16 protein-coding genes are annotated in these 19,818 nt (G+C 66.7%); 10 read left to right on the forward strand and 6 right to left on the reverse strand.

Going from position 1 to position 19,818, the window contains the following annotated elements; all coding sequences use genetic code 11:
* Window positions 1-37 precede the first annotated feature (37 nt).
* From QFZ42_RS08000 to QFZ42_RS08020, 5 genes are all read right to left on the reverse strand, one after another.
* Window positions 38-1,003 carry an IS110 family transposase gene (locus QFZ42_RS08000; protein ID WP_307699896.1) on the reverse strand — a complete coding sequence of 322 codons (966 nt, stop codon included), beginning with the start codon at window positions 1,001-1,003 and terminating at the stop codon, window positions 38-40.
* 410 nt (window positions 1,004-1,413) lie between these two features.
* Window positions 1,414-4,524, reverse strand: coding sequence for an efflux RND transporter permease subunit (locus QFZ42_RS08005; protein ID WP_307700458.1), 3,111 nt, complete (start codon window positions 4,522-4,524; stop codon window positions 1,414-1,416).
* Window positions 4,521-5,750 (reverse strand): efflux RND transporter periplasmic adaptor subunit, encoded by a 1,230-nt coding sequence (locus QFZ42_RS08010; RefSeq protein WP_307700459.1) that lies wholly within the window; start codon window positions 5,748-5,750, stop codon window positions 4,521-4,523. The genes QFZ42_RS08005 and QFZ42_RS08010 overlap by 4 nt, the downstream gene beginning before the upstream one ends.
* On the reverse strand, window positions 5,747-7,234 hold the full coding sequence (locus QFZ42_RS08015; protein WP_307700460.1) for an efflux transporter outer membrane subunit: 1,488 nt from the start codon (window positions 7,232-7,234) through the stop codon (window positions 5,747-5,749). Before QFZ42_RS08015 ends, QFZ42_RS08010 begins: the two co-directional genes overlap by 4 nt.
* Window positions 7,231-7,953: a CerR family C-terminal domain-containing protein gene (locus tag QFZ42_RS08020; RefSeq protein WP_307700461.1), complete on the reverse strand. Its 723-nt coding sequence runs from the start codon at window positions 7,951-7,953 to the stop codon at window positions 7,231-7,233. The genes QFZ42_RS08015 and QFZ42_RS08020 overlap by 4 nt, the downstream gene beginning before the upstream one ends.
* Before the next feature lie 157 nt (window positions 7,954-8,110).
* Here QFZ42_RS08020 and QFZ42_RS08025 point away from each other — a divergent pair, with 157 nt between their 5' ends.
* From QFZ42_RS08025 to QFZ42_RS08065, 9 genes are all read left to right on the forward strand, one after another.
* Entirely contained in the window at window positions 8,111-9,649 is a 1,539-nt protein-coding gene (locus QFZ42_RS08025; RefSeq protein WP_307700462.1) for a sigma-54 interaction domain-containing protein, read from the forward strand.
* 198 nt (window positions 9,650-9,847) lie between these two features.
* A complete protein-coding gene (locus QFZ42_RS08030; RefSeq protein WP_307700463.1) occupies window positions 9,848-11,035 on the forward strand; it encodes a substrate-binding domain-containing protein in 1,188 nt (395 codons plus the stop codon).
* 173 nt (window positions 11,036-11,208) lie between these two features.
* Window positions 11,209-12,666: an extracellular catalytic domain type 2 short-chain-length polyhydroxyalkanoate depolymerase gene (locus QFZ42_RS08035; RefSeq protein ID WP_307700464.1), complete on the forward strand. Its 1,458-nt coding sequence runs from the start codon at window positions 11,209-11,211 to the stop codon at window positions 12,664-12,666.
* A 39-nt stretch (window positions 12,667-12,705) separates the two neighbouring features.
* Window positions 12,706-13,473 carry an ABC transporter ATP-binding protein gene (locus QFZ42_RS08040; RefSeq protein WP_307700465.1) on the forward strand — a complete coding sequence of 256 codons (768 nt, stop codon included), beginning with the start codon at window positions 12,706-12,708 and terminating at the stop codon, window positions 13,471-13,473.
* A 139-nt stretch (window positions 13,474-13,612) separates the two neighbouring features.
* Entirely contained in the window at window positions 13,613-14,341 is a 729-nt protein-coding gene (locus QFZ42_RS08045) for an ABC transporter ATP-binding protein (RefSeq protein WP_307700466.1), read from the forward strand.
* Between the two features lie 151 nt (window positions 14,342-14,492).
* Window positions 14,493-15,476, forward strand: coding sequence for a branched-chain amino acid ABC transporter permease (locus QFZ42_RS08050; protein ID WP_307700467.1), 984 nt, complete (start codon window positions 14,493-14,495; stop codon window positions 15,474-15,476).
* A gap of 13 nt (window positions 15,477-15,489) precedes the next feature.
* Window positions 15,490-16,557: a branched-chain amino acid ABC transporter permease gene (locus tag QFZ42_RS08055; protein ID WP_307700468.1), complete on the forward strand. Its 1,068-nt coding sequence runs from the start codon at window positions 15,490-15,492 to the stop codon at window positions 16,555-16,557.
* Window positions 16,554-17,456, forward strand: coding sequence for an alpha/beta fold hydrolase (locus QFZ42_RS08060; RefSeq protein WP_307700469.1), 903 nt, complete (start codon window positions 16,554-16,556; stop codon window positions 17,454-17,456). Before QFZ42_RS08055 ends, QFZ42_RS08060 begins: the two co-directional genes overlap by 4 nt.
* A gap of 52 nt (window positions 17,457-17,508) precedes the next feature.
* Window positions 17,509-18,015, forward strand: coding sequence for a DUF1993 domain-containing protein (locus tag QFZ42_RS08065; RefSeq protein ID WP_307700470.1), 507 nt, complete (start codon window positions 17,509-17,511; stop codon window positions 18,013-18,015).
* Here the strand turns inward: QFZ42_RS08065 and hemH are convergent.
* Window positions 18,012-19,064 carry a ferrochelatase gene (hemH, locus tag QFZ42_RS08070; RefSeq protein WP_307700471.1) on the reverse strand — a complete coding sequence of 351 codons (1,053 nt, stop codon included), beginning with the start codon at window positions 19,062-19,064 and terminating at the stop codon, window positions 18,012-18,014. The genes QFZ42_RS08065 and hemH overlap by 4 nt on opposite strands.
* A gap of 15 nt (window positions 19,065-19,079) precedes the next feature.
* On the opposite strand from hemH, the gene QFZ42_RS08075 reads away from it, so the two are divergent.
* Window positions 19,080-19,811, forward strand: coding sequence for an HAD family hydrolase (locus QFZ42_RS08075; protein ID WP_307700472.1), 732 nt, complete (start codon window positions 19,080-19,082; stop codon window positions 19,809-19,811).
* Window positions 19,812-19,818 lie beyond the last annotated feature (7 nt).

Raw genomic sequence — 19,818 nt, forward strand, 5'->3', positions numbered from 1 at the left:
GATGGAGGCGGGATCAGGGCCGCAGCTGTTTGAGGTTCTATGTTTTTTGCAAGTCATTCTTCGGCATCAACCGGGCCGGATCGAACGACTGCGTACCTTTCCAAACAGCAAACGCCACGCGCAGCAGCTTGCGCCCGAGAATGATGAAGGCCGCAGTGGTTGCAAAGCCCTTGGCCCGAATGGCCTCATACAACGGCCTGAGCGCCTTGCTACGACTTGCAGCAAAGCCCACCAGATAGATCTGTCGGCGCAACAGCGACGGCCCCTTTTTGCTCAAGCGACGTCGCCCATGCCGGGCACCCGAATCGTTGGGTCTTGGATCGAGTCCGCAATAGGCCACCAAGGCATCGGTATTGCCGAAGTTGAAGCGACTGAACAGCGTCGCCAGCAACACCGAGGTCTGCGGTCCTACACCGGTGATCGTGAGCAATCTCTGGCAGCCAGCGGACAGCCGCGGATCGCTGGTAACCAACTCCTGCATCCTGCTATCCATTGCCTTCAGAAGGGTATCGAAGGCCCTTTGCAACTCGCCGGTGTCGATATCGCTGGCGTCCACACCCGTCACGATCTGCTTGAAGGCCGAGCGCTGCGCCGCCAATTGCGCTCGGCGCGTGAGCAGATCTTGCAGTCGTTGCTGCACTGCGCTGGCCGGCTGCCAGGGATGCAGATGACCGTGGTGTTCCGCCAGATAGCGAGCGATGAGCTGGGCGTCAACGCCATCTGTCTTGGCCCGCATTCCCAAGGCTTGAGCGTAGAAGTGCACGTCGCGTGCATTGAGCACGAACACCTTCAGGCCAGCCTGGCTTGCAAGGTGCGCCAACAGACCGTGGTACCGCCCGGTGGATTCCATGGCGACCAGGGCATGGGGCGGCACTTCCCGCAGCCAATCGGCAATGCCCGCGGCATTGTTGACCACGCTGCGAGGCCGGTGCCCAGACCCCAGAGAAATGACCAATTCGGCCTTGGAAACATCCACGCCGATAAACAGGGTTGGCTCTTGCATGACGACACCTCCGGTTGGACAATTTGCCAAGCTGGGGTGCAGCCCACCGACGACGTTTGCTTGCGTCTAGATCGGCGGTCGCCCCGTCCAAAAACGGAGCTCCGCTCAGTTCCTAATCGACGTTGGAAGGTGGGGCGGGAGAAATCTCAAAACCGTCGGTCCGCTGCCGCGGCCGAATGCGCAACGAGTCCCTCCACCCCAGCGCCTCAACCATACAAGCGAAGCGAGTTCTGCGGACCCCCGCCGGAATCGAGCACCGCAGGTTGCCCGTAGCGCAGCGGAGGGACGCAGACAGTAGGGTCGCCTTTCTTTGCTTATTTTCTTTGGCGAAGCAAAGAAAGTGAGTCGCCCGCCGGGGCGAGACCCGGCCTCCGGAAGCAAACGCCGCGCAGCGTCAAAGAGAGCCCGAGTTAACTGGCCGGCCCCTCCACCAAGTCATCATCAATATGCGGATCCGCCGGCTGCCCCCGCAGCTTGCGCGCCGTACGCCGAATCCAGTGCTCGATGTCGTCCACATAAGTGAACACAGCCGGCACCACCAGCAAGCTCAGCACCGTAGAAGTAATCAGCCCGCCGATCACCGCCATCGCCATCGGCGAGCGGAAGCTCGAGTCGGCGGTACCGATGCCCACCGCAATCGGCAACATGCCCGCGCCCATCGCCAGCGTGGTCATGATGATGGGCCGTGCGCGCTTGTGGCAGGCGTCGCGCAGGGCATCCCAGCGGCTCATGCCGTGGTCGCGGCGCGCCACGATGGCGTATTCCACCAGCAGGATCGAGTTCTTGGTCGCGACGCCCATCAGCATGATCAGCCCGATCAGCGAAGGCATCGAAAGAGCCTTCTGACCGATCAGCAGGCCCACGAACGCTCCGCCGAGTGCCAAGGGCAATGCGCAAAGAATCGTCACCGGGTGCAGGAAGTCCTTGAACAGCAGCACCAGCACGATGTAGATGCATAACACGCCCGTGAGCATCGCAAGGCCGAAGCTCGCGAACAGCTCGGTCATCACTTCCGCGTCGCCGATCTCGGTCACGCGCACGCCGGGCGGCAGCTTCTGGATCGACGGCAGCGAGGTGACGGCGGCCTTGGCGTCGCCGAGGCCCACGCCCGAGAGCTCGATCTCGAAGTTGACGTTGCGCGAGCGGTCGTAGCGGTCGATGACTGCGGGGCCGCCTTCCATCGTCAGTGAAGCCACCTGGCTGAGCATGACCGGGCCCCGCGTGCCGGGCACCGAGAGGCGGCCGAGCAGGTCGAGATTCTTCCGCGCCGAATCCTCGAGCTTCACCACGATCGGCACCTGCCGCTGCGCGAGGTTGAGCTTGGCCAGTGCCTGGTCGTAATCGCCGAGCGTGGCGACGCGCAGCGTCTCGGCGATGGCGGAGCTTGTCACGCCCAGGTCGGCGGCGCGCGCAAAGTCGGGGCGCACGGCAATCTCGGGGCGGATCAGGCTCGCGGTGGAGGTGATGTTGCCGAGGCCGGGCACGGTGCGCAGGTCTTTCTCGACCGCGCTGGCTGCACTGGCCAAGGCAGCAGGGTCTTCACCGGTCAGCGCAAGAATGTATTTCTCGCCCGAACCGCCAAGGCCGACGGTGCTGCGCACGCCGGGCAGCGTTTCGAGCGCGGCGCGAATCTGGTTCTCGATCACCTGCTTGCGCGGCCGGTCACCGCGGTCGTCGAGCTTGATGGTCAGCGTGGCCTTGCGCGTTTCGGGCGTGCCGAAGTTGGCGAACGGATCGCCGCCCGCGCTGCCGCCCGCCACCGTGGTGTAGACGCTCTTCACATGCTTGATCTGCATCACGCGGTTTCGCGTTTCTTCCGCGGCTGCGGTGGTCTGCGCGAGCGTGGAGCCGGGCGCGAGCGAGAGATAGATCTGCGTCTGCGAGTTGTCGTCCGGCGGAATGAAGCCGGTCTTCAGCAGCGGAATCATTGCCAGCGAGCCGAAGAAGAAGAGGGTGGCCAGCACCATCGTCTTGAAGCGGTTGTGCGTGCTCCATTCCACCGCGCGCATGTAGGCCGTGAGCCAGCGCGGTTCCTTTTCTGCGCCGACGACCGGCTTCAGGATGTAGGCCGCCATCATGGGCGTGAGCACCCGCGCCACCACCAGCGAAGCGAACACCGCCAGCGATGCCGTCCAGCCGAACTGCTTGAAGAACTTGCCGGCCACGCCGCTCATGAAGGCCGTGGGCAGGAACACCGCAATCAGCGTGAAAGTGGTGGCGATCACCGCCAGGCCGATTTCGTCGGCCGCCTCCATTGCGGCCTCGTACGGCGACTTGCCCATGCGCAGGTGGCGCACGATGTTTTCCACCTCCACGATGGCATCGTCCACCAAGATCCCGACCACCAGCGAGAGCGCAAGCAGTGAGATCACGTTGACCGAAAAGCCCAGCAGGTGCATGCCGATGAAGGCCGGAATCACGGACATGGGCAGTGCCACGGCCGAGACGAAAGTGGCGCGCCAGTCGCGCAGGAACAGCCACACCACGATCACCGCCAGAATCGCGCCCTCGTACAGCAGGTGCAGCGAGCCGTCGTACTCTTCTTCCACCGGGTCGACGAAGTTGAAGGCCTCCGTCAGCTCGATGTCGGGGCGCTGCGCGCGCAGCTCGCCCAGCGCCTTCTGGATGGCGCGGCCCACCTCCACCTCGCTGGCGCCGCGGCTGCGGGCCACTTCGAAGCCGACCACCGGCTTGCCGTTGAGCAGCGCCGCGGCGCGCGGCTCGGCGATGGTGTCGCTGATGCGCGCCACCTGGTCGAGCCGGATGCGGCGGCCGTCCGAAAGGGCGATCTGCATGTCGGCAAGCTGGTCGGCCGACTGCACGGTGGCCAGCGTGCGCACCGGCTGCTCGCTGCCGCCCAGGTCGATGCGGCCGCCCGCGCTTTCGGTCTGCACTTGGCGCAGCTGGCGCGAGATGTCGGCCGCCGAAGCGCCCAGCGCCTGCAGCTTGGCCGGGTCGAGGTCGACGTGCACCTGGCGCGTGACGCCGCCCACGCGGTTCACCGCGCCGACGCCGGGCAGCGCGAGCAGCTTCTTGGTCACGTCGTTGTCGACGAACCAGCTCAGCGCCTCGCCATCCATGCGCGACGAGGCGATGGTGAAGGCCAGTACCGGCTGTGCCGCGAAGTCGAGCTTGGTGACCACCGGGTCGCGCACGTCGGCCGGCAGGTCGGAGCGCACGCGCTGCACCGCCGAGCGCACGTCGTCCACGGCTTCCTGCACCGGCTTTTCGAGACGGAACTCGACAATCAGCGTGGCGGCGCCGTCCTGCACCTTGGTGGTGATGTGCTTCAGGCCCTGCACCGTGGCAATGGAGTTCTCGAGCTTGCGCGCAACGTCGGTCTCCAGCTGCGAAGGTGCGGCGCCGGGCAGCGACGCCGAGACCGTGACGGTCGGCAGGTCGATGTCCGGAAAGTTCTGCACCTTCATGGCGTTGAACGACAGCAGCCCGCCGAAGGTGAGCAGCACGAACAGCATCACCGCCGGAATCGGGTTGCGGATGGACCATGCGGAAACATTCATGGGCGTGCCTTCGTTTCGTTGGTGCCCGCGTTGCCCGCGGCGGACGATGCAGGCGCAGCGGCAGGCTGGGCTCCCGCTGCTGCCGGTGTTGAGGCCACGACACGCACCAGGTCGCCGTCGTTCAGGAAGCCGGCGCCTTGCACCACGATCTGCGCGCCCTCGGGCAGCGCGCTGGTGATTTCGACGCGTTCGCCGACGCGGCGGCCGGTCTGCACCTTGAGCTGCGCCACGCGGTTGTCGGGCAGCAGCATGAACACGTTGTTGAAGCCGTCGCGCGGAACGATGGAGGCCTGCGGCACGGTCGGCGCAGAGCTGCGTCCGAGTTCGAAGTCGCCGCGCGCGAACATGCCGGCCTTGATGCCGGTGTTCTGCTGCACGTTCGGCAGGTCGACATAGACCAGCGCCGCACGCGTTTGCGGATCGACCGTGGGCGCGATGCTGCGCACCTTGCCGCGCACCTGCGCACCGCTTGCGCTCACCACGAAGGCCGTGGTGCCCACCGCGATGCGGCTGAGCTCGGCCGAGGTGACCTCGGCGCGCCATTCGAGCCGGCCCTGGCGGATCAGCCGGAACAATTCGGTGCCGGCGGCCACCACGCTGCCGACCGTGGCGGTGCGCGACGAGATCACGCCGTCGTCGGGTGCCAGCACCTGCGTGTTGCGCCCGCGCACTTCCTGCGCCTTTAACACGGCCTCCGCGGCCTCCACGCGGGCCTTGGCGGTCTGCTCGGTCGTCTGGTACTGGTTGATCTGCTGCTGGCTCAATGCGCCGGTGGCCTGGAGCGTGCGCGCGCGCGCCGCATTGCCGGCCGCATCGGCTGCGGTGGCCCTGGCTTCCGCCAGCGAGGCGCGCGACTGCGCGATGTCGGCCTGCACCGTTTCGGGCGAGAAGACGGCGAGCAGCTGGCCCTTCTTCACCACGTCGCCCACGTTCACACGTACTTCGGCGAGCTTGAGGCCGCTGGATTCGGAGCCCACGCTGGCCTCCTGCCAGGCGGCCACGTTGCCGTTGGCTGCCAGCGTGAGCGTCAGCTCGGTGAGCTCGGGCTTGGCGACCGTGACCGTCAACGTCGGCCGCGGGGGCGGTGCGCCGTCTTTGCTCTTGGCGGCCGCGGGCGGGGTGCCGGGTTCGTTTGCGGGCTTGCGCGTCAGCCACACCGCCGCGGCAATGACGACGACGAGCGCCAGCAGCGCGATGACGAGGGTAGAGCGTTTGATTCTTTTCATGGCGACGTCGCGGCCTTGGCGGCCGGGTTGGAGGTCATTGAGAGCGATTCGGGACGGGCCCAGCCACCGCCCATCGAGCGGTAGAGCGCCACCCAGGCTTCGGTGCGCTCGCGCTGCAGCGAGACGCGCGCGGTTTGCGCCGTGAACAGCGTGCGGCGCGAATCCTCGAGTTCGAACAGGCTGGCCAAGCCGCTGCTGTAGCGGGCCTGCGTGGCGTCGAAGGAGGCCTGGTAGTTCTTCACCGCGGCGTCGGCATCGGTGGTGCGTGCATCGGTGGCGTCGAGGTTGACCAGCGCTTCCTCCACCTCGCGCACCGCCTGCCGAACGTTCGCGCGGTAGAGCGACACGGCTTCGGTGTAGCGCGCCTTGGCCGCATCGCTGTTGGCCGCGCGGGCGCCGCCGTCGAGCAGCGGCACGGTGAGCGACACCGGACCGATCGTCCACGTGTCGAGCGATTCCCGGAAGCCGCTGGTGCGGATCTGCATGCGGCCGATGGAGCCCGAGATGCTGAGCTTGGGGTAGCGCTCGGCTTCGGCGGAACCCACGTCGGCGCTGGCCGATGCCACGCCGAGTTCGGCCGCATAGACATCGGGCCGCTGCGAGATGGCCTCTGCCGGCACGCTGGCGATGCTGCCGACCACCGGCAGCGCACGCTGCGTGGGCGAGGCGGCGAGCTTCTGTTCGAGCGTGAACTCGTCGATGCCGCTGAGCGCCACCAGCGCCTTGCGCTGCACCGCGCATTGGGCGCGTTGCTGCGTCAGACGGCCCGATGCGTCGGAGGCGCTGGCGCGTGCCAGCGCGGCATCGGCCGGCGCGGTGAAGCCGGCGCGCGCCGAAAGATCGGTAAGCCGCGCGGTTTCGCCGCGCGACTTGGCGTCGGACTCGGCCACTCGCAGTTGCTGCTGGCAGGCGCGTTCGGCGAAATAGGCGTTGGCGGTTTCGGCCGCGACGGCCACGCGCGCGTCGTGCCATTTGGCGGTGGCGCTGTTGAGCTTCTGCTCGGCCGAATCGCGGTCGGCGCGCAGGCGGCCGAACAGGTCGATCTCCCACCTGGACTGCAGGCCGGCCTGCAACGTGGTCACCGGCGCGATGGCGGTGCTGCTGCTGGAAGACGAACTCGTTGCGCCCGAGCCGAAGGACGAGCCCGAGACCCCGCGGCTCGCCGAGAGCGTGCCGTCGAGGTTGGGCAGCAGCGCCGCGCCGGCCTGCACGCGCGTGGAACGCGCCTCGGCCACGCGCGCCGCGGCGCTTGCAAGATTGGGGCTTGCGGCCTCAGCCGCTGCAATGAGTTCGACCAGCAGCGGGTCGTCGAGCTGGCGCCACCAGTCGGCCAGCGACGCGAGCGAGCCGCCGTGGGGCAGAGGCGCATGCCACTGCGCGGGGAACGGCGCCTCCACCGTGGCCGGCGGACGCGTCAGGCCGCAGCCGGCAAGGCCGAGGCTCAGCGGCAGGCAGAGGGCTGCAATCGATCGGAGTCGTCTCATGTCTTCTTTCTCCCGGAACGGGCGGATGCGGGCGCGGGCCTGGCGGCCGTCTTGCGGCGCAGGGCTTCGGCCTCGACCAGCGCAATGGCATAGCCCGTGAGGCGTTGCGCCCACGTGTCCACGCCGCGCGCCGTATTCAGCAAAGAGGGGCGTATCGCTTCGACGAGGTCCTGGCTCACGAAGAGCTGCATGGCCAGGCCGGTGATGGCGAAGGTCAGCCGATGCACATCGTCGTCGGGCCGTGCGAGGCCGAGGCGGCGGCACAGCACGCCCGCGATGGCATTGTGAGGGCCCTTGATGTCGCGCTCCAGTTCCTCGGCCCACTGGCTGGTGGGCTCGAGCATCTCGCGCATGTGCAGCTGGATGCATTGCCGCACGATCTCCCCCTGCTTGAGGGGCTCGATCATGTGCGTGAAGAAGATGTGCAGGGCTTCTTCCGTCGCCAGCTCCGGCGCTGCGTAGAGCGGGATGAAATCGCCCGCGTTGCCGCCCATCGGTTCGCCGAAAGTGGCGGCGTACAACCCGGCCTTGTCGCCGAAGTAGTAGCTGATGGCAGAGATATTCACATCGGCCGCGCGCGCAATCTCGCGCGTCGAGGTCTTGGCATAGCCGTTGGCCGCAAAGAGGGCAAGCGCGGCGTAGAGAAGACGCTGGCGCGCTTCGACGCCATCGCTGCGCGGGGCACGGGCGGAAAGGGCTCGGAGGGCTGTGGCGCTCATGCCCGCGATTAAAGCATGCAGCTAATCAAACGATTGATTTACTTATCGCTGCATGAGGGCTTTCTTCGCACTGGCCGGGCAAATGTGCATTCTGGACATTTCCGCCGCCGCATTGATGCCCGATTCGGCGCCGATTGATGCGCGCTACGATCCGCCCATGTCCGCCGCTCCGCCTGTTGCCGTACCGCCCGCATTGCCTCTCGACGCCGAGGGCATCCTCGCGCTGGCCGCGCGCTCGATGTTCCATCTGTTTTCGAGCATCAGCCAGGGCATGTTCCTGGTCGACCGCAGCGGGCGCATCGTGTGGGTGAACGAAGGCTACCGGCGCTTCCTGCCGGCGCTGGGTTTTTCCTCGATCGACCAGTTCATGGGCCACATGGTCGAGGACGTGATTCCCAACACGCAGATGCGGCGCGTGCTCGAAACCGGCGAGCCGATATTGGTCGACCTGCTCACCAACAAAGCGGGTACTTTCGTTGTCAGCCGCATCCCGTTGCGCGCCGAGCACGACGGGCGCGAGGGCGGGGCGGGAGAGGTCATCGGCGCGATCGGCATCGTGTTGTTCGACCAGCCCGAAACCACGCTGCAGCCGCTGATCAGCAAGTTTGCGCTGCTGCAGCGCGACCTCGACGATGCACGGCGCGAGCTGGCGAGCCAGCGCAACAACCCGCTCTACCTGCATGCGGCCGACGGCCAGCGCCGCTCGAAATACACCTTTGCGAGCTTTATCGGCAGCAGCCCGGCCGCGGTGGAGGTGAAGCGCCATGCGCGACGCGCCGCGCAGTCGACGAGCCCGGTGCTGCTGCTCGGCGAAACCGGCACCGGCAAGGAGCTATTGGCGCATGCGATTCATGCGGCATCGGCGCGATCCAAGGGGCAGTTCGTCAGCGTCAACATCGCGGCCGTGCCCGACACGCTGCTGGAGGCCGAGTTCTTCGGCTTTGCGCCCGGCGCCTTCACCGGCGCCGACCGACGCGGGCGCGAAGGCAAGTTCAAGCTCGCCGACGGCGGCAGCCTGTTCCTCGACGAGATCGGCGACATGCCGCTCGGCCTGCAGGCCAAGCTGCTGCGCGCGCTGCAGGAGGGCGAGATCGAGCCGCTCGGCTCCAACAAGCTCGTGCCCTTCGATGCGCGCGTGATCGCGGCCACCTCGCGCGACCTGCCCGAGTTGGTGCGCCGCGGCCTGTTCCGCGAAGACCTGTACTACCGCCTCAATGTGCTGCCGCTGCGCGTACCGCCATTGCGCGAACGGCGTAGCGACATCCCGGCGCTGGTCGAAGCACTCGGCGAAGACATGGCGCTGCGCAGCGGCGAGGCCCCGCCCGAGCTCACGCCCGATGCGCTGGCGTTGCTCGCCGGCCAGCATTGGCGCGGCAACATCCGCGAACTGCGCAACGTGCTGGAGCAAGTGACGATGCGCAGCGATTCGCAGCGCATCGACGCCGCGCAGCTCGAAAGCATCCTGCGCGAAGCGGGGCTGGAGCAGATTGCCTTGCCCGACACATCGCACACGGGCCACGATGCCGATGAAGAGGCAGCCTTGCTGCGGCCGCTCGCGCAACAGGTCGCGGAACTGGAGCGCAAGGCCATTGCGGCGGCGCTCGCCGCCACGGGCGGCAACAAGCTGGCGACCTCGAGGCTGCTCGGCATTTCACGCGCGACCTTGTATGAGCGGATGACCAGCCAGGGACTTTGAACCGCGCGGCCGAACAGGGCGCACGCACCCTCGGAAACCCTGACTGAAATTCAAACAGTTGCCTGAAATTAATGCACATCAAGTGTTCTAAGTTCAGTCGGTGCGGGCTATCTCCCAATGAAGAAACCTTTGTAATCAACGAGTTGGTGTGTGGCACGAACTGTGCAATATTCAGTCACCTATCAAAGGAGACAAAGAATGAACCGTCGCCACCTCGTCGCTTTGGCCGCACTCGCTGCCTGCGCCGTCACTGCACCCGCCTGGGCCCAGTCCAACGAAATCCGCATCGCCCATATCTACAGCAAGACCGGTCCGCTCGAGGCGTACGGCAAGCAGACGCAGACCGGCTTCACCATGGGCCTGGACTACGCCACCGGCGGCACGATGACGGTCAATGGCAAGAAGCTGGTGGTCATCGAGAAGGACGACCAGGGCAAGCCCGACCTCGGCAAGTCGCTGCTGGCTGCCGCCTACTCGGATGACAAGGCCGCGCTCGCGGTGGGCCCCACGGCCTCGGGCGTGGCGCTCGCCATGCTGCCGGTGGCCGAGGAGTACAAGAAGATCCTGATCGTGGAGCCCGCGGTGGCCGATTCGATCACCGGCGACAAGTGGAACAAGTACATCTTCCGCACCGGCCGCAATTCGAGCCAGGACGCGATCTCCAACGCGGTGGCGATCGACAAGGCCGGCGTGACCGTGGCCACGCTCGCACAGGACAACGCCTTCGGCCGCGACGGCGTGAAGGCTTTCGGCGCGGCGCTCAAGAAGGCGAAGCTGGTGCATGAGGAATATCTCCCGCCCGCCACCACCGACTTCACGGCCGGCGCGCAGCGCCTGATCGACAAGCTGAAAGACCAGCCGGGCCGCAAGATCATCTGGATCGTCTGGGCCGGTGCGGGCAACCCGTTCAAGATCGTCGATCTCGACCTCAAGCGCTACAACATCGAGATTGCCACCGGTGGCAACATCCTGCCGGCGATGGCGGCCTACAAGAACCTGCCGGGCATGGAAGGCGCGGCGTACTACTACTTCGGCATTCCGAAGAATCCTGTGAACGAAGCGCTGGTGTCGGCGCACTACAAGGAGTTCAAGACGCCGCCGGACTTCTTCACGGCCGGCGGTTTCTCGGCCGCCATGGCAGTGGTCACGGCGCTCAAGAAGACGGGCGGCGACACCGGCACCAACAAGCTCATCGGCGCCATGGAAGGCATGAGCTTCGACACGCCCAAGGGCAAGATGACCTTCCGCAAGGAAGACCATCAGGCGATGCAGTCGATGTACCACTTCAAGATCAAGGCCGACCCGGCGTTTGCGTGGGGCGTGCCCGAGCTGGTGCGCGAGATCAAGCCTGAAGAGATGGACGTCCCGATCAAGAACAAGCGCTGATCGGTAGCCCGGCACCTGGTACCCGCGGCCCTTGGCCGCACTCTCTTCGCCCCGGATGGCCTCCGGGCGAAGCGCCAGCCTGCGCCTTCGTGGCGCGGGCGCGGCGCAAGCAACGGCCGATTCGTCAGCAATCAAGCAAGCGTTCGACACACCTACAACAGAAGGAGACAGCGATGGCAGCGATGCGATGGAACTGGAAGGGATTGGCCGCGGCGGCGGCAATGGCGTTTGGCGCGCATGCCTGCACGGCAACCGCGGCAGTGCCGCTGCCGTCTCTCGGCGCCAACCCGGCGGAGGTGAGCGTGTCCGGCCTCTCGGCCGGCGGCTTCATGGCCGTGCAATTGCACGTGGCCTATTCGGCCACCTTCAAGCGCGGCGCGGGCGTGGTCGCCGGCGGGCCGTACTACTGCGCCGAAGGCTCGGTGCTCAACGCCACCGGGCGCTGCATGGCGCACGGCAGCAGCATTCCGGTGTCGTCGCTAGTGAGTACCACCAACAGCTGGGCCGCCAGCGGCGCGATCGACCCGGTGTCGAACATGACGGGCTCCAAGGTGTACCTGTTCTCCGGCACCTCGGACAACACCGTCAAGCAGGCAGTGATGGACGACCTGAAGACCTACTACCAGAGCTTCGTGCCCGCGGCCAACACCGTCTACAAGAACAACATCGGAGCGGGCCATGCGATGGTCACCGACGACTACGGCGGTGCCTGCAGCACCACCGCCGCGCCCTACATCAACAATTGCGGCTTCGATCTTGCGGGCGAGATCCTGACACATCTCTACGGCCCGCTGAACCCGCGCAACAACGGCACGCTGGGCGGCACCTTCACCGAGTTCAACCAGTCGGAATTCGTCACCGGCCACGGCGTGGCTGCGACCGGCTGGATCTACGTGCCGCAGGCCTGCACCACGGCCTCGTGCCGCGTACACATGGTGCTGCATGGCTGCAAGCAGAACTACACCGACGTCTCGGATCAGTACGTGCGCAAGACGGGCTACAACCGTTGGGCCGACACCAACAACATCGTGCTGATCTACCCGCAGACCAGCACCGCAGCCACCAACAGCTGCTGGGACTGGTGGGGCTACGACAACGCAAACTACGCAAAGAAGTCGGGCCCGCAGATGGCGGCGCTCAAGGCCATGGTCGACCGCGTGACCGGCTCCGGCGGCGGCTCGTCGCTGCCTGCGCCCACCGGCGTCGGCACTTCGGGCGCGACCGGCAGCAGCATGGTGATCGGCTGGGCCGGCGTCTCGGGTGCGAGCGGCTACAACGTCTACCGCGGCGGCAGCAAGGTCAACGCTGCACCCGTGGCCGGCACCAACTACACCGACACCGGACTGGCGGCCTCCACCACCTACAGCTGGACCGTGGCGGCTCTGGACGCGAGCAACGCGCAGGGCACGATGTCGGCCGCGGCCACGGGCACCACCCTGGCTGGCAGCGGTGGCGGCGGCACCTGCTACACCGCCAGCAACTATGCGCACACCGTGGCCGGGCGCGCCTACGCGCTGTATGGCCTGACCTATGCCTACGGTTCGGCGCAGGCCATGGGGCTGTGGAACATCTACGTCACCACGACGCTGAAGCAGACCGGGCCCAACTACTACGTGATCGGCACCTGCTGAGGCCCAGCAAACGCTATTTTCTTTTTGCAATGACCAACGATGCTTGAGACCCGAGATCTGACCATCCGCTTCGGCGGGCACGTGGCCGTCAACAGCGTGAGCTGCGCCTTCGCGCCGGGCACACTGACGGCCATCGTCGGCCCGAACGGCGCGGGCAAGACCACGTACTTCAACCTGATCTCGGGCCAGCTCAAGGCGAGCGCGGGCACGGTGTCGCTCGATGGGCAATCGCTCTCGGGCCTGTCGCCTTCCGCACGCACGCATGCGGGGCTGGGGCGGGCCTTCCAGCTCACCAACCTGTTCCCGAACCTCACGGTGCTGGAGAACGTGCGCCTTGCGGTGCAGGCCACGCGCGAGGGCGCGCATCGGCGCGGGCTCAACCTGTGGAGCATCTGGAGCGACCACAAGGCGCTGACCGAGCGCGCCGATCAGATCCTCGCCGACGTGGCGCTCAAGTCGCGCGAGCATGCAATCGTGGCAAGCCTGCCGCACGGCGATCAGCGCAAGCTCGAAGTAGCGCTCTTGATGGCACTGGAGCCCAAGGTCTTCATGTTCGACGAACCCACGGCCGGCATGAACGCGGCCGAGGCGCCGGTCATTCTCGATTTGATCCGCAAGCTCAAGCAGGACAAGAGCAAGACCATCCTGCTGGTCGAGCACAAGATGGACGTGGTGCGCGAGCTTGCGGACCGGATCATCGTGCTGCACAACGGCACACTGGTGGCTGATGGGGAGCCGGCCGAGGTGATTGCCTCGCCGGTGGTGCAAGAAGCCTACCTGGGCATTGCGAAGGAGGCGGCTGCATGACGCGTCTGACGATGAATCTCTCCCTCCCCCGCTGGGGGAGGGCAGGGGTGGGGGCCGACGGCCTTCACGTCGCAGCAACCTTGCAAGCGCCGCTTGCCCCCATCCCAGCCTTCCCCCGGAAGGGGAAGGAGCAAGACCGATGACCGCTACGAACCTCTTGACCCTCGAAGGCGTGCAGACGCACATCGGGGCGTACCACATCCTCCATGGCGTCGACCTGCACGTGCCCAAGGGCCAGCTCACCATGCTGCTGGGCCGCAACGGCGCGGGCAAGACGACCACGCTGCGGACCATCATGGGCCTGTGGCATGCGTCAGAGGGCAGGGTGCGCTTTGCGGACAAGGACATCACCGCGATGCAGACGCCGCAGATCGCCGGCCTGGGCGTTGCGTACGTGCCCGAGAACATGGGCATCTTCTCCGACCTCACGGTGAAGGAGAACATGCTGCTCGCCGCCCGCGGCGCGAAGAACGCCGAGCAGATCGACGACACGCGGCTCAAGTGGATCTTCAAGCTCTTCCCCGCGGTCGAGAAATTCTGGAACCACCCGGCCGGCAAACTCTCGGGCGGGCAGAAGCAGATGCTGGCCGTGTCGCGCGCGATCGTAGAGCCGCGCGAGCTGCTGCTGATCGACGAGCCCAGCAAAGGCCTTGCGCCCGTGATGATCAACAACATGATCGACGCCTTCGCCGAGCTCAAGCGCAGTGGCGTGACGATTCTCCTGGTGGAGCAGAACATCAACTTCGCCCAACGCCTGGGCGACAACGTCGCGGTGATGGACAACGGCCGCGTGGTGCACAGCGGCAGCATGGCGGCGTTCTCCGCGGATGCGCAATTGCAGCAATCGCTGCTGGGACTGGCTCTATGACGTATTCGACGTATTTCTCCCTCCCCCTCTGGGGGAGGGCTGGGGTGGGGGCCCGCGGCCTTCGATACGGCACGGCCTTGCGAGTGCCGTCAGCCCCCATCCCAACCTTCCCCCAGGGGGGGAAGGAGCAAGAGCAAGAGGAGACCCGCTCATGAAGGCGCTCGACTTCGACTGGAAGCCCCTGCTTCTCGCCCCCATCCTCGCACTCGTCGCGCTGCCGCTCACGGGCTCGTTCTCGACCTGGCTCACACTTACGGTCGCAGGCCTCGCGATGGGCATGATCATCTTCATCATCGCTTCGGGCCTCACGCTGGTGTTCGGCCTCATGGACGTGCTCAACTTCGGCCACGGCGTGTTCATCGCGCTCGGCGCCTTCGTGGCCAGCAGCGTGCTCGGCCTGATGGGCGACTGGACGGGCTCGGGCGAGCTGTGGCGCAACCTCGTTGCCGTGTTCCCGGCCATGCTGGTCGCGATGGCGGTGGCCGGCGCGGTGGGCCTGGCCTTTGAGCGCTTCATCGTGCGGCCCGTGTACGGCCAGCACCTGAAGCAGATCCTTATCACGATGGGCGGCATGATCATCGGCGAGGAGCTCATCAAGGTGATCTGGGGCCCGGCGCAGGTGCCGCTGCCGCTGCCCGAAGCCTTGCGCGGCTCGCTGCTGATCGGCGATGCGGCCATCAGCAAGTACCGCCTGCTCGCCGTCGCGGTGGGCGTGGTGGTGTTCGGCCTGCTCGCCTGGACGCTCGGCCGCACCAAGATCGGCCTTCTGATCCGTGCCGGCGTGCAAGACCGCGAAATGGTCGAGTCGCTCGGCTACCGCATCGGCCGGCTGTTCGTCGGCGTGTTCGTGGTGGGCAGCGCGCTGGCCGGCCTCGGCGGCGTGATGTGGGGCCTGTTCCAGCAGAACCTGGTGCCGCAGATGGGCGCGCAGGTCAACGTGCTGATCTTCATCGTGATCATCATCGGCGGGCTGGGCTCGACCGGCGGGGCGCTCATCGGCGCGCTGCTGGTGGGGCTCATGACCAACTACATCGGCTTCCTGCTGCCCACGCTCACGCAGTTCGCGAGCATCTTGCTGATGGTGGCCGTGCTGCTGTGGCGCCCGCAGGGCGTGTACCCCGTGGCGAACCGTTGAGAAAGAAGCCGCCATGTTCCTGAAACGACTTCTCTCCAACGACATGCCGCGCAGCCGCCTGCTCGCGGTGCTGCTGCTCGCGCTGTTTATTGCGCTGGCCTTTGCACCCTTCATCTTCCCAGGCGTGAAGGCGCTCAGCGTCGCGGCCAAGATCCTGGTGTTCGTGGTGCTGGTCGCGAGCTTCGACCTGCTGCTGGGCTACACGGGCATCGTGAGCTTTGCGCACACCATGTTCTTTGGCATCGGTGCCTACGGCATTGCCATCTCGGCGTCGCGGCTCGGGCCCAGCTGGGGCGCGGTGCTGCTCGGGTTGGTTGCGTCGCTCGCGGTCTCGCTGGTGCTCTCGTTCGCCATCGGCCTCTTCTCGCTCAGGGTGCGCGCGATCTTCTTCGCGATGATCACGCTGGCGGTGGCTTCGGCCTTCCAGACGCTGGCCTCGCAGCTGTCGGACTTCACGGGCGGCGAAGACGGCCTGACCTTCAAGCTGCCCGAGCTGATCTCGCCGAGCTTCGAGTTTGCCGAGGAGCCTTTCCTCGGCGTCTCGCTCGACGGCCGGCTGCTGTGCTACTACATGCTGTTCGCCGCCGCCGTGGTGCTGCTGTTGGCATTGCTGCGCATCGTGAATTCGCCGTTCGGCCGCGTGCTGCAGGCCATCCGCGAGAACGAGTTCCGCGCCGAGGCCATCGGCTACCGCGTGGTGGTGTACCGCACGACGGCGGCCGTGCTGTCGGCGTTGTTCGCCACGCTGGCCGGCGCCATGCTCGCGATCTGGCTGCGCTACAACGGGCCCGACACCTCCTTGAGCTTCGAGATCATGATCGACGTGCTGCTGATCGTGGTGATCGGCGGCATGGGCACCATGTACGGCGCGGCCATTGGCGCGGTGCTGTTCGTGCTGGCGCAAAGCTACCTGCAGGACCTGCTGCGCGTCGGCAGCGAGGCCGCGAGCGGGCTGCCTTGGCTTGCGGCACTGCTGTCGCCCGACCGCTGGCTGCTGTGGCTGGGGGTGCTGTTCGTCGTCTCGGTGTATTACTTTCCGACCGGCATCGTCGGCAAGCTGCGGGCGAGGGCTGCGCGATGAGCAACAACGATCTTGCCGTTCCGGTTCCTGTTCCTGTCTCCCGCTACGCGCAGCTCGCGGGCCGTGAGATCCATTGGCTCGATTGGGGCGCGCCCGATGCACCGGTGGTCATTGCCTGGCACGGGCTCGCGCGCACCTGCCGCGACATGGACGAGCTGGCGCAGCACTTTGCCGCGCGCGGCTTCCGCGTGATCTGCCCCGACACCATCGGCCGCGGCCTGAGCCAGTGGAGCCCGCTGCCCGACGAGGAATACCAGCTCTCGTTCTACGCGCGCATTGCCGCCGCGCTGTGCGATGAGCTGCGCCTGGGGCGCGTGCATTGGGTCGGCACCTCGATGGGCGGCGCCATCGGAACGGTCTGCGCTTCGGGCCTGTTCGAGCCGCGCATGAAGGCGCGCATCGCGAGCCTCACGCTCAACGACAACGCGCCGCAACTCGCGCAGGCTGCCATCGAACGCATCCGCGCCTATGCGGGCGAGCCGCCCGCATTCGACACGGTGGCCGAGCTCGAGCTTTTCTTCCGCACCGTGTACAAGCCCTACGGCTGGCTCAGCGATGCGCAGTGGCGCCGGCTGACCGAGAGCTCCACGCGGCGCCTGTCCGACGGCCGCGTGACGCCGCACTACGACCCGGCGATGGTCCGGCAGTTCAGCGCGCACGACAACGACTACCTGATCTGGCCGCACTACGACGCGATCGAGGTGCCGGTGCTGTGCCTGCGCGGCGCCGAGTCGGACCTGGTGCTGCCCGAGGTCACGCAGCAGATGCAGCTGAGAGGGCCGGGCGCCTCCGGGCAGCTGAAGGTCGTCGAAATCCAGGGGTGCGGCCACGCGCCCGCGCTCAACGTGCCCGAACAACTGGAGCTCATCGAAGGGTTTATTCGCGCCGCCGGTCGCTAGTGGCGAGTCGGCGAGACAATCGCCGCCGATTCCAACCACAAGGATTTATGCCATGGCGCTTTCGATGTACGACCTGTCCGTGCCGGTCTTCTCCCGCGGACTCGGACAGCTGACCCACTTGCTCGAGAAGAGCCTGGCGCATGCCAAGGCCAACGACATCGATCCGGCGACGCTGGTGGATGCGAGGCTCGCGCCGGACATGCTCACGCTGGCCGGCCAGGTCCAGCGCGCGAGCGATGCGTCGAAGCTCGGTGTGGCCCGCATTGCCGGCATGACGGCCCCGAGCTTTCCCGATGAGGAAAAGACGTATGACGAGCTGCTGGCCCGCATCGCCAAGACGCAGGAGTTTCTTGCGACCGTGGACCGCGCACAGATCGACGGGCAGGAAGAGCGCCCCGTGACCATCAAGGGGCGCGAAGGCGAGGCGCACCTCACGGCGCAGGGCTACCTGCTGCAGTTTGCGCTGCCCAACTTCTTCTTCCACGTGACCACGGCCTACGGCGTGCTGCGGCACAAGGGCATGCCGATCGGCAAGATGGACTATCTGGGCAAGTTCTAAGCGCCGACCTTCTGAACGCGGGCCGGCCGCTGGGTCGACCAGCCCGCGAGGTTGCGTTCGGCCATCCCCGCGAGCGCGCTGATCCATGCCGGGCTGTCGTTGAGGCACGGGATGTAGCTGAAGGCCTGGCCGCCGGCATGCATGAAGGCCTCGCGGCCCTCCATCGCAATTTCTTCCAGTGTTTCGAGGCAGTCGGCCGGAAAGCCCGGGCACACCACGTCGACCCGCTTCACGCCGCTCGCGCCGAGTTCGCGCAGGGTCGGTTCCGTGTAGGGCTCGAGCCATTTGGCGCGGCCGAAGCGCGACTGGAAAGTGACGCGATGCTGCGCGGCCGAAAGGCCGAGCCGGGCCGCGAGCAGGCGTGCGGTTTCGAGGCACTGCGCCTGGTACGGATCGCCGAGCGCGATGTTGCGCGCCGGAATGCCGTGAAAGCTCATCAGCAGCACCTCGCCGCGGCCGTCGGTTTTCCAATGGCGCTCGATGCGCTGCGCAAGCGCCTCGATGTAGCCGGGATCGTCGTGGTACTGGTTGACGAAGCGGAACTCCGGAATGCGGCGTTGGCGGCGGCTCCAGTCGTTCACCGCATCGATCACGCTGGCCGTGGTGGTGGCCGAATATTGCGGGTAGGCCTGAAGCACCAAGACACGCGTGGCGCCTTCGGCCTGCAGCGCATCGAGGCGCGAGGCAATCGACGGGCTGGCATAGCGCATCGCATCGCGCACCGCAACGCGGTGGCCGCGTTCGCCGAGCCAGCCGGCCAGCAGCGTGGCCTGCTTCTGCGTCCACACCTTGAGCGGCGAGCCCTCGGGCATCCAGATGCTCGCGTACTTGGCCGCCGACTTGGTCGGCCGCACGCGCAGGATGATGCCGTGCAGGATCAAGGCCCAGAGCAGCTTCGGAATCTCGACCACGCGCGGGTCGCCGAGAAACTCCGCAAGGTAGGGCCGAACGGCGGCTGCGGTGGGCGCGTCGGGGGAGCCCAGGTTGCACCAGAGCACGGCGGTGCGCCCGGCGATGGAACTGTCGTTCGTGTTGTTGTCTTGGGGCATGCGATATTCTCGGGCATGACTTCCGCTTCCACGGCGCTGGCGGGCGCCGCGCCACTCGACATCCAGCGCATCTCGGCGATCTCGCTCGACCTGGACGACACCCTGTGGCCGATCTGGCCGACCATCGAACGCGCCGAGACGGTGCTGCAGGAATGGCTGCTGCGCGAAGCACCCAAGACCGCATCGCTGCTGCTGACGCCGGGCATCCTGCGCGAGCTGCGCGAAGCCACCGCCAAGGAGCGGTCCGACCTTGCGCACGACCTGAGCGCGCTGCGCCGCGAATCGATTCGCACGGCGCTGAAGCGTTCGGGCGAAGACCCGGCGCTGGCCGATCCGGCCTTCGATGCCTTCTTTGCCGAACGCCAGCGCGTGACGCTGTACGACGATGCGCTGCCCGCGCTCAGGTGGCTCAGCGAACGCTATCCGCTGGTGGCGGTGTCGAATGGCAATGCGGATATCCATCTGACAGGCGTCGGCCGATGGTTCCGTACCGCGTTCAACGCGCGCGCCTTCGGCAGCGGCAAGCCGCATGCGCCCATCTTCCGCGCCGCGGCCGCTTCGGTCGGCCTGCTTCCGAAGGACGTGCTGCATGTGGGCGACGACGCCGAACTGGACGTGGTCGGCGCGCTCAACGCCGGCATGCAGGCGGCCTGGTTGGTGCGCGACGAGCGCCCCTGGGTGCACGGCGCGCGGCCGCAGCTGATCGTGCCGAACCTGCACGCGCTCTGCGTGGCGCTCGGCGCCTGAACTCCGG

The sequence above is a fragment of the Variovorax paradoxus genome, from assembly GCF_030815855.1.
In the GTDB taxonomy this organism is placed as follows: domain Bacteria; phylum Pseudomonadota; class Gammaproteobacteria; order Burkholderiales; family Burkholderiaceae_C; genus Variovorax; species Variovorax paradoxus_M.

Excerpts from the sequence above, each read along its gene's own strand:
- QFZ42_RS08000 (WP_307699896.1), bottom strand. The coding sequence starts at position 1,003 with ATGCAAGAGCCAACCCTGTTTATCGGCGTGGATGTTTCCAAGGCCGAA.
- QFZ42_RS08005 (WP_307700458.1), bottom strand. The coding sequence starts at position 4,524 with ATGAATGTTTCCGCATGGTCCATCCGCAACCCGATTCCGGCGGTGATG.
- QFZ42_RS08010 (WP_307700459.1), bottom strand. The coding sequence starts at position 5,750 with ATGAAAAGAATCAAACGCTCTACCCTCGTCATCGCGCTGCTGGCGCTC.
- QFZ42_RS08015 (WP_307700460.1), bottom strand. The coding sequence starts at position 7,234 with ATGAGACGACTCCGATCGATTGCAGCCCTCTGCCTGCCGCTGAGCCTC.
- QFZ42_RS08020 (WP_307700461.1), bottom strand. The coding sequence starts at position 7,953 with ATGAGCGCCACAGCCCTCCGAGCCCTTTCCGCCCGTGCCCCGCGCAGC.
- QFZ42_RS08025 (WP_307700462.1), top strand. The coding sequence starts at position 8,111 with ATGTCCGCCGCTCCGCCTGTTGCCGTACCGCCCGCATTGCCTCTCGAC.
- QFZ42_RS08030 (WP_307700463.1), top strand. The coding sequence starts at position 9,848 with ATGAACCGTCGCCACCTCGTCGCTTTGGCCGCACTCGCTGCCTGCGCC.
- QFZ42_RS08035 (WP_307700464.1), top strand. The coding sequence starts at position 11,209 with ATGGCAGCGATGCGATGGAACTGGAAGGGATTGGCCGCGGCGGCGGCA.
- QFZ42_RS08040 (WP_307700465.1), top strand. The coding sequence starts at position 12,706 with ATGCTTGAGACCCGAGATCTGACCATCCGCTTCGGCGGGCACGTGGCC.
- QFZ42_RS08045 (WP_307700466.1), top strand. The coding sequence starts at position 13,613 with ATGACCGCTACGAACCTCTTGACCCTCGAAGGCGTGCAGACGCACATC.
- QFZ42_RS08050 (WP_307700467.1), top strand. The coding sequence starts at position 14,493 with ATGAAGGCGCTCGACTTCGACTGGAAGCCCCTGCTTCTCGCCCCCATC.
- QFZ42_RS08055 (WP_307700468.1), top strand. The coding sequence starts at position 15,490 with ATGTTCCTGAAACGACTTCTCTCCAACGACATGCCGCGCAGCCGCCTG.
- QFZ42_RS08060 (WP_307700469.1), top strand. The coding sequence starts at position 16,554 with ATGAGCAACAACGATCTTGCCGTTCCGGTTCCTGTTCCTGTCTCCCGC.
- QFZ42_RS08065 (WP_307700470.1), top strand. The coding sequence starts at position 17,509 with ATGGCGCTTTCGATGTACGACCTGTCCGTGCCGGTCTTCTCCCGCGGA.
- hemH (WP_307700471.1), bottom strand. The coding sequence starts at position 19,064 with ATGCCCCAAGACAACAACACGAACGACAGTTCCATCGCCGGGCGCACC.
- QFZ42_RS08075 (WP_307700472.1), top strand. The coding sequence starts at position 19,080 with ATGACTTCCGCTTCCACGGCGCTGGCGGGCGCCGCGCCACTCGACATC.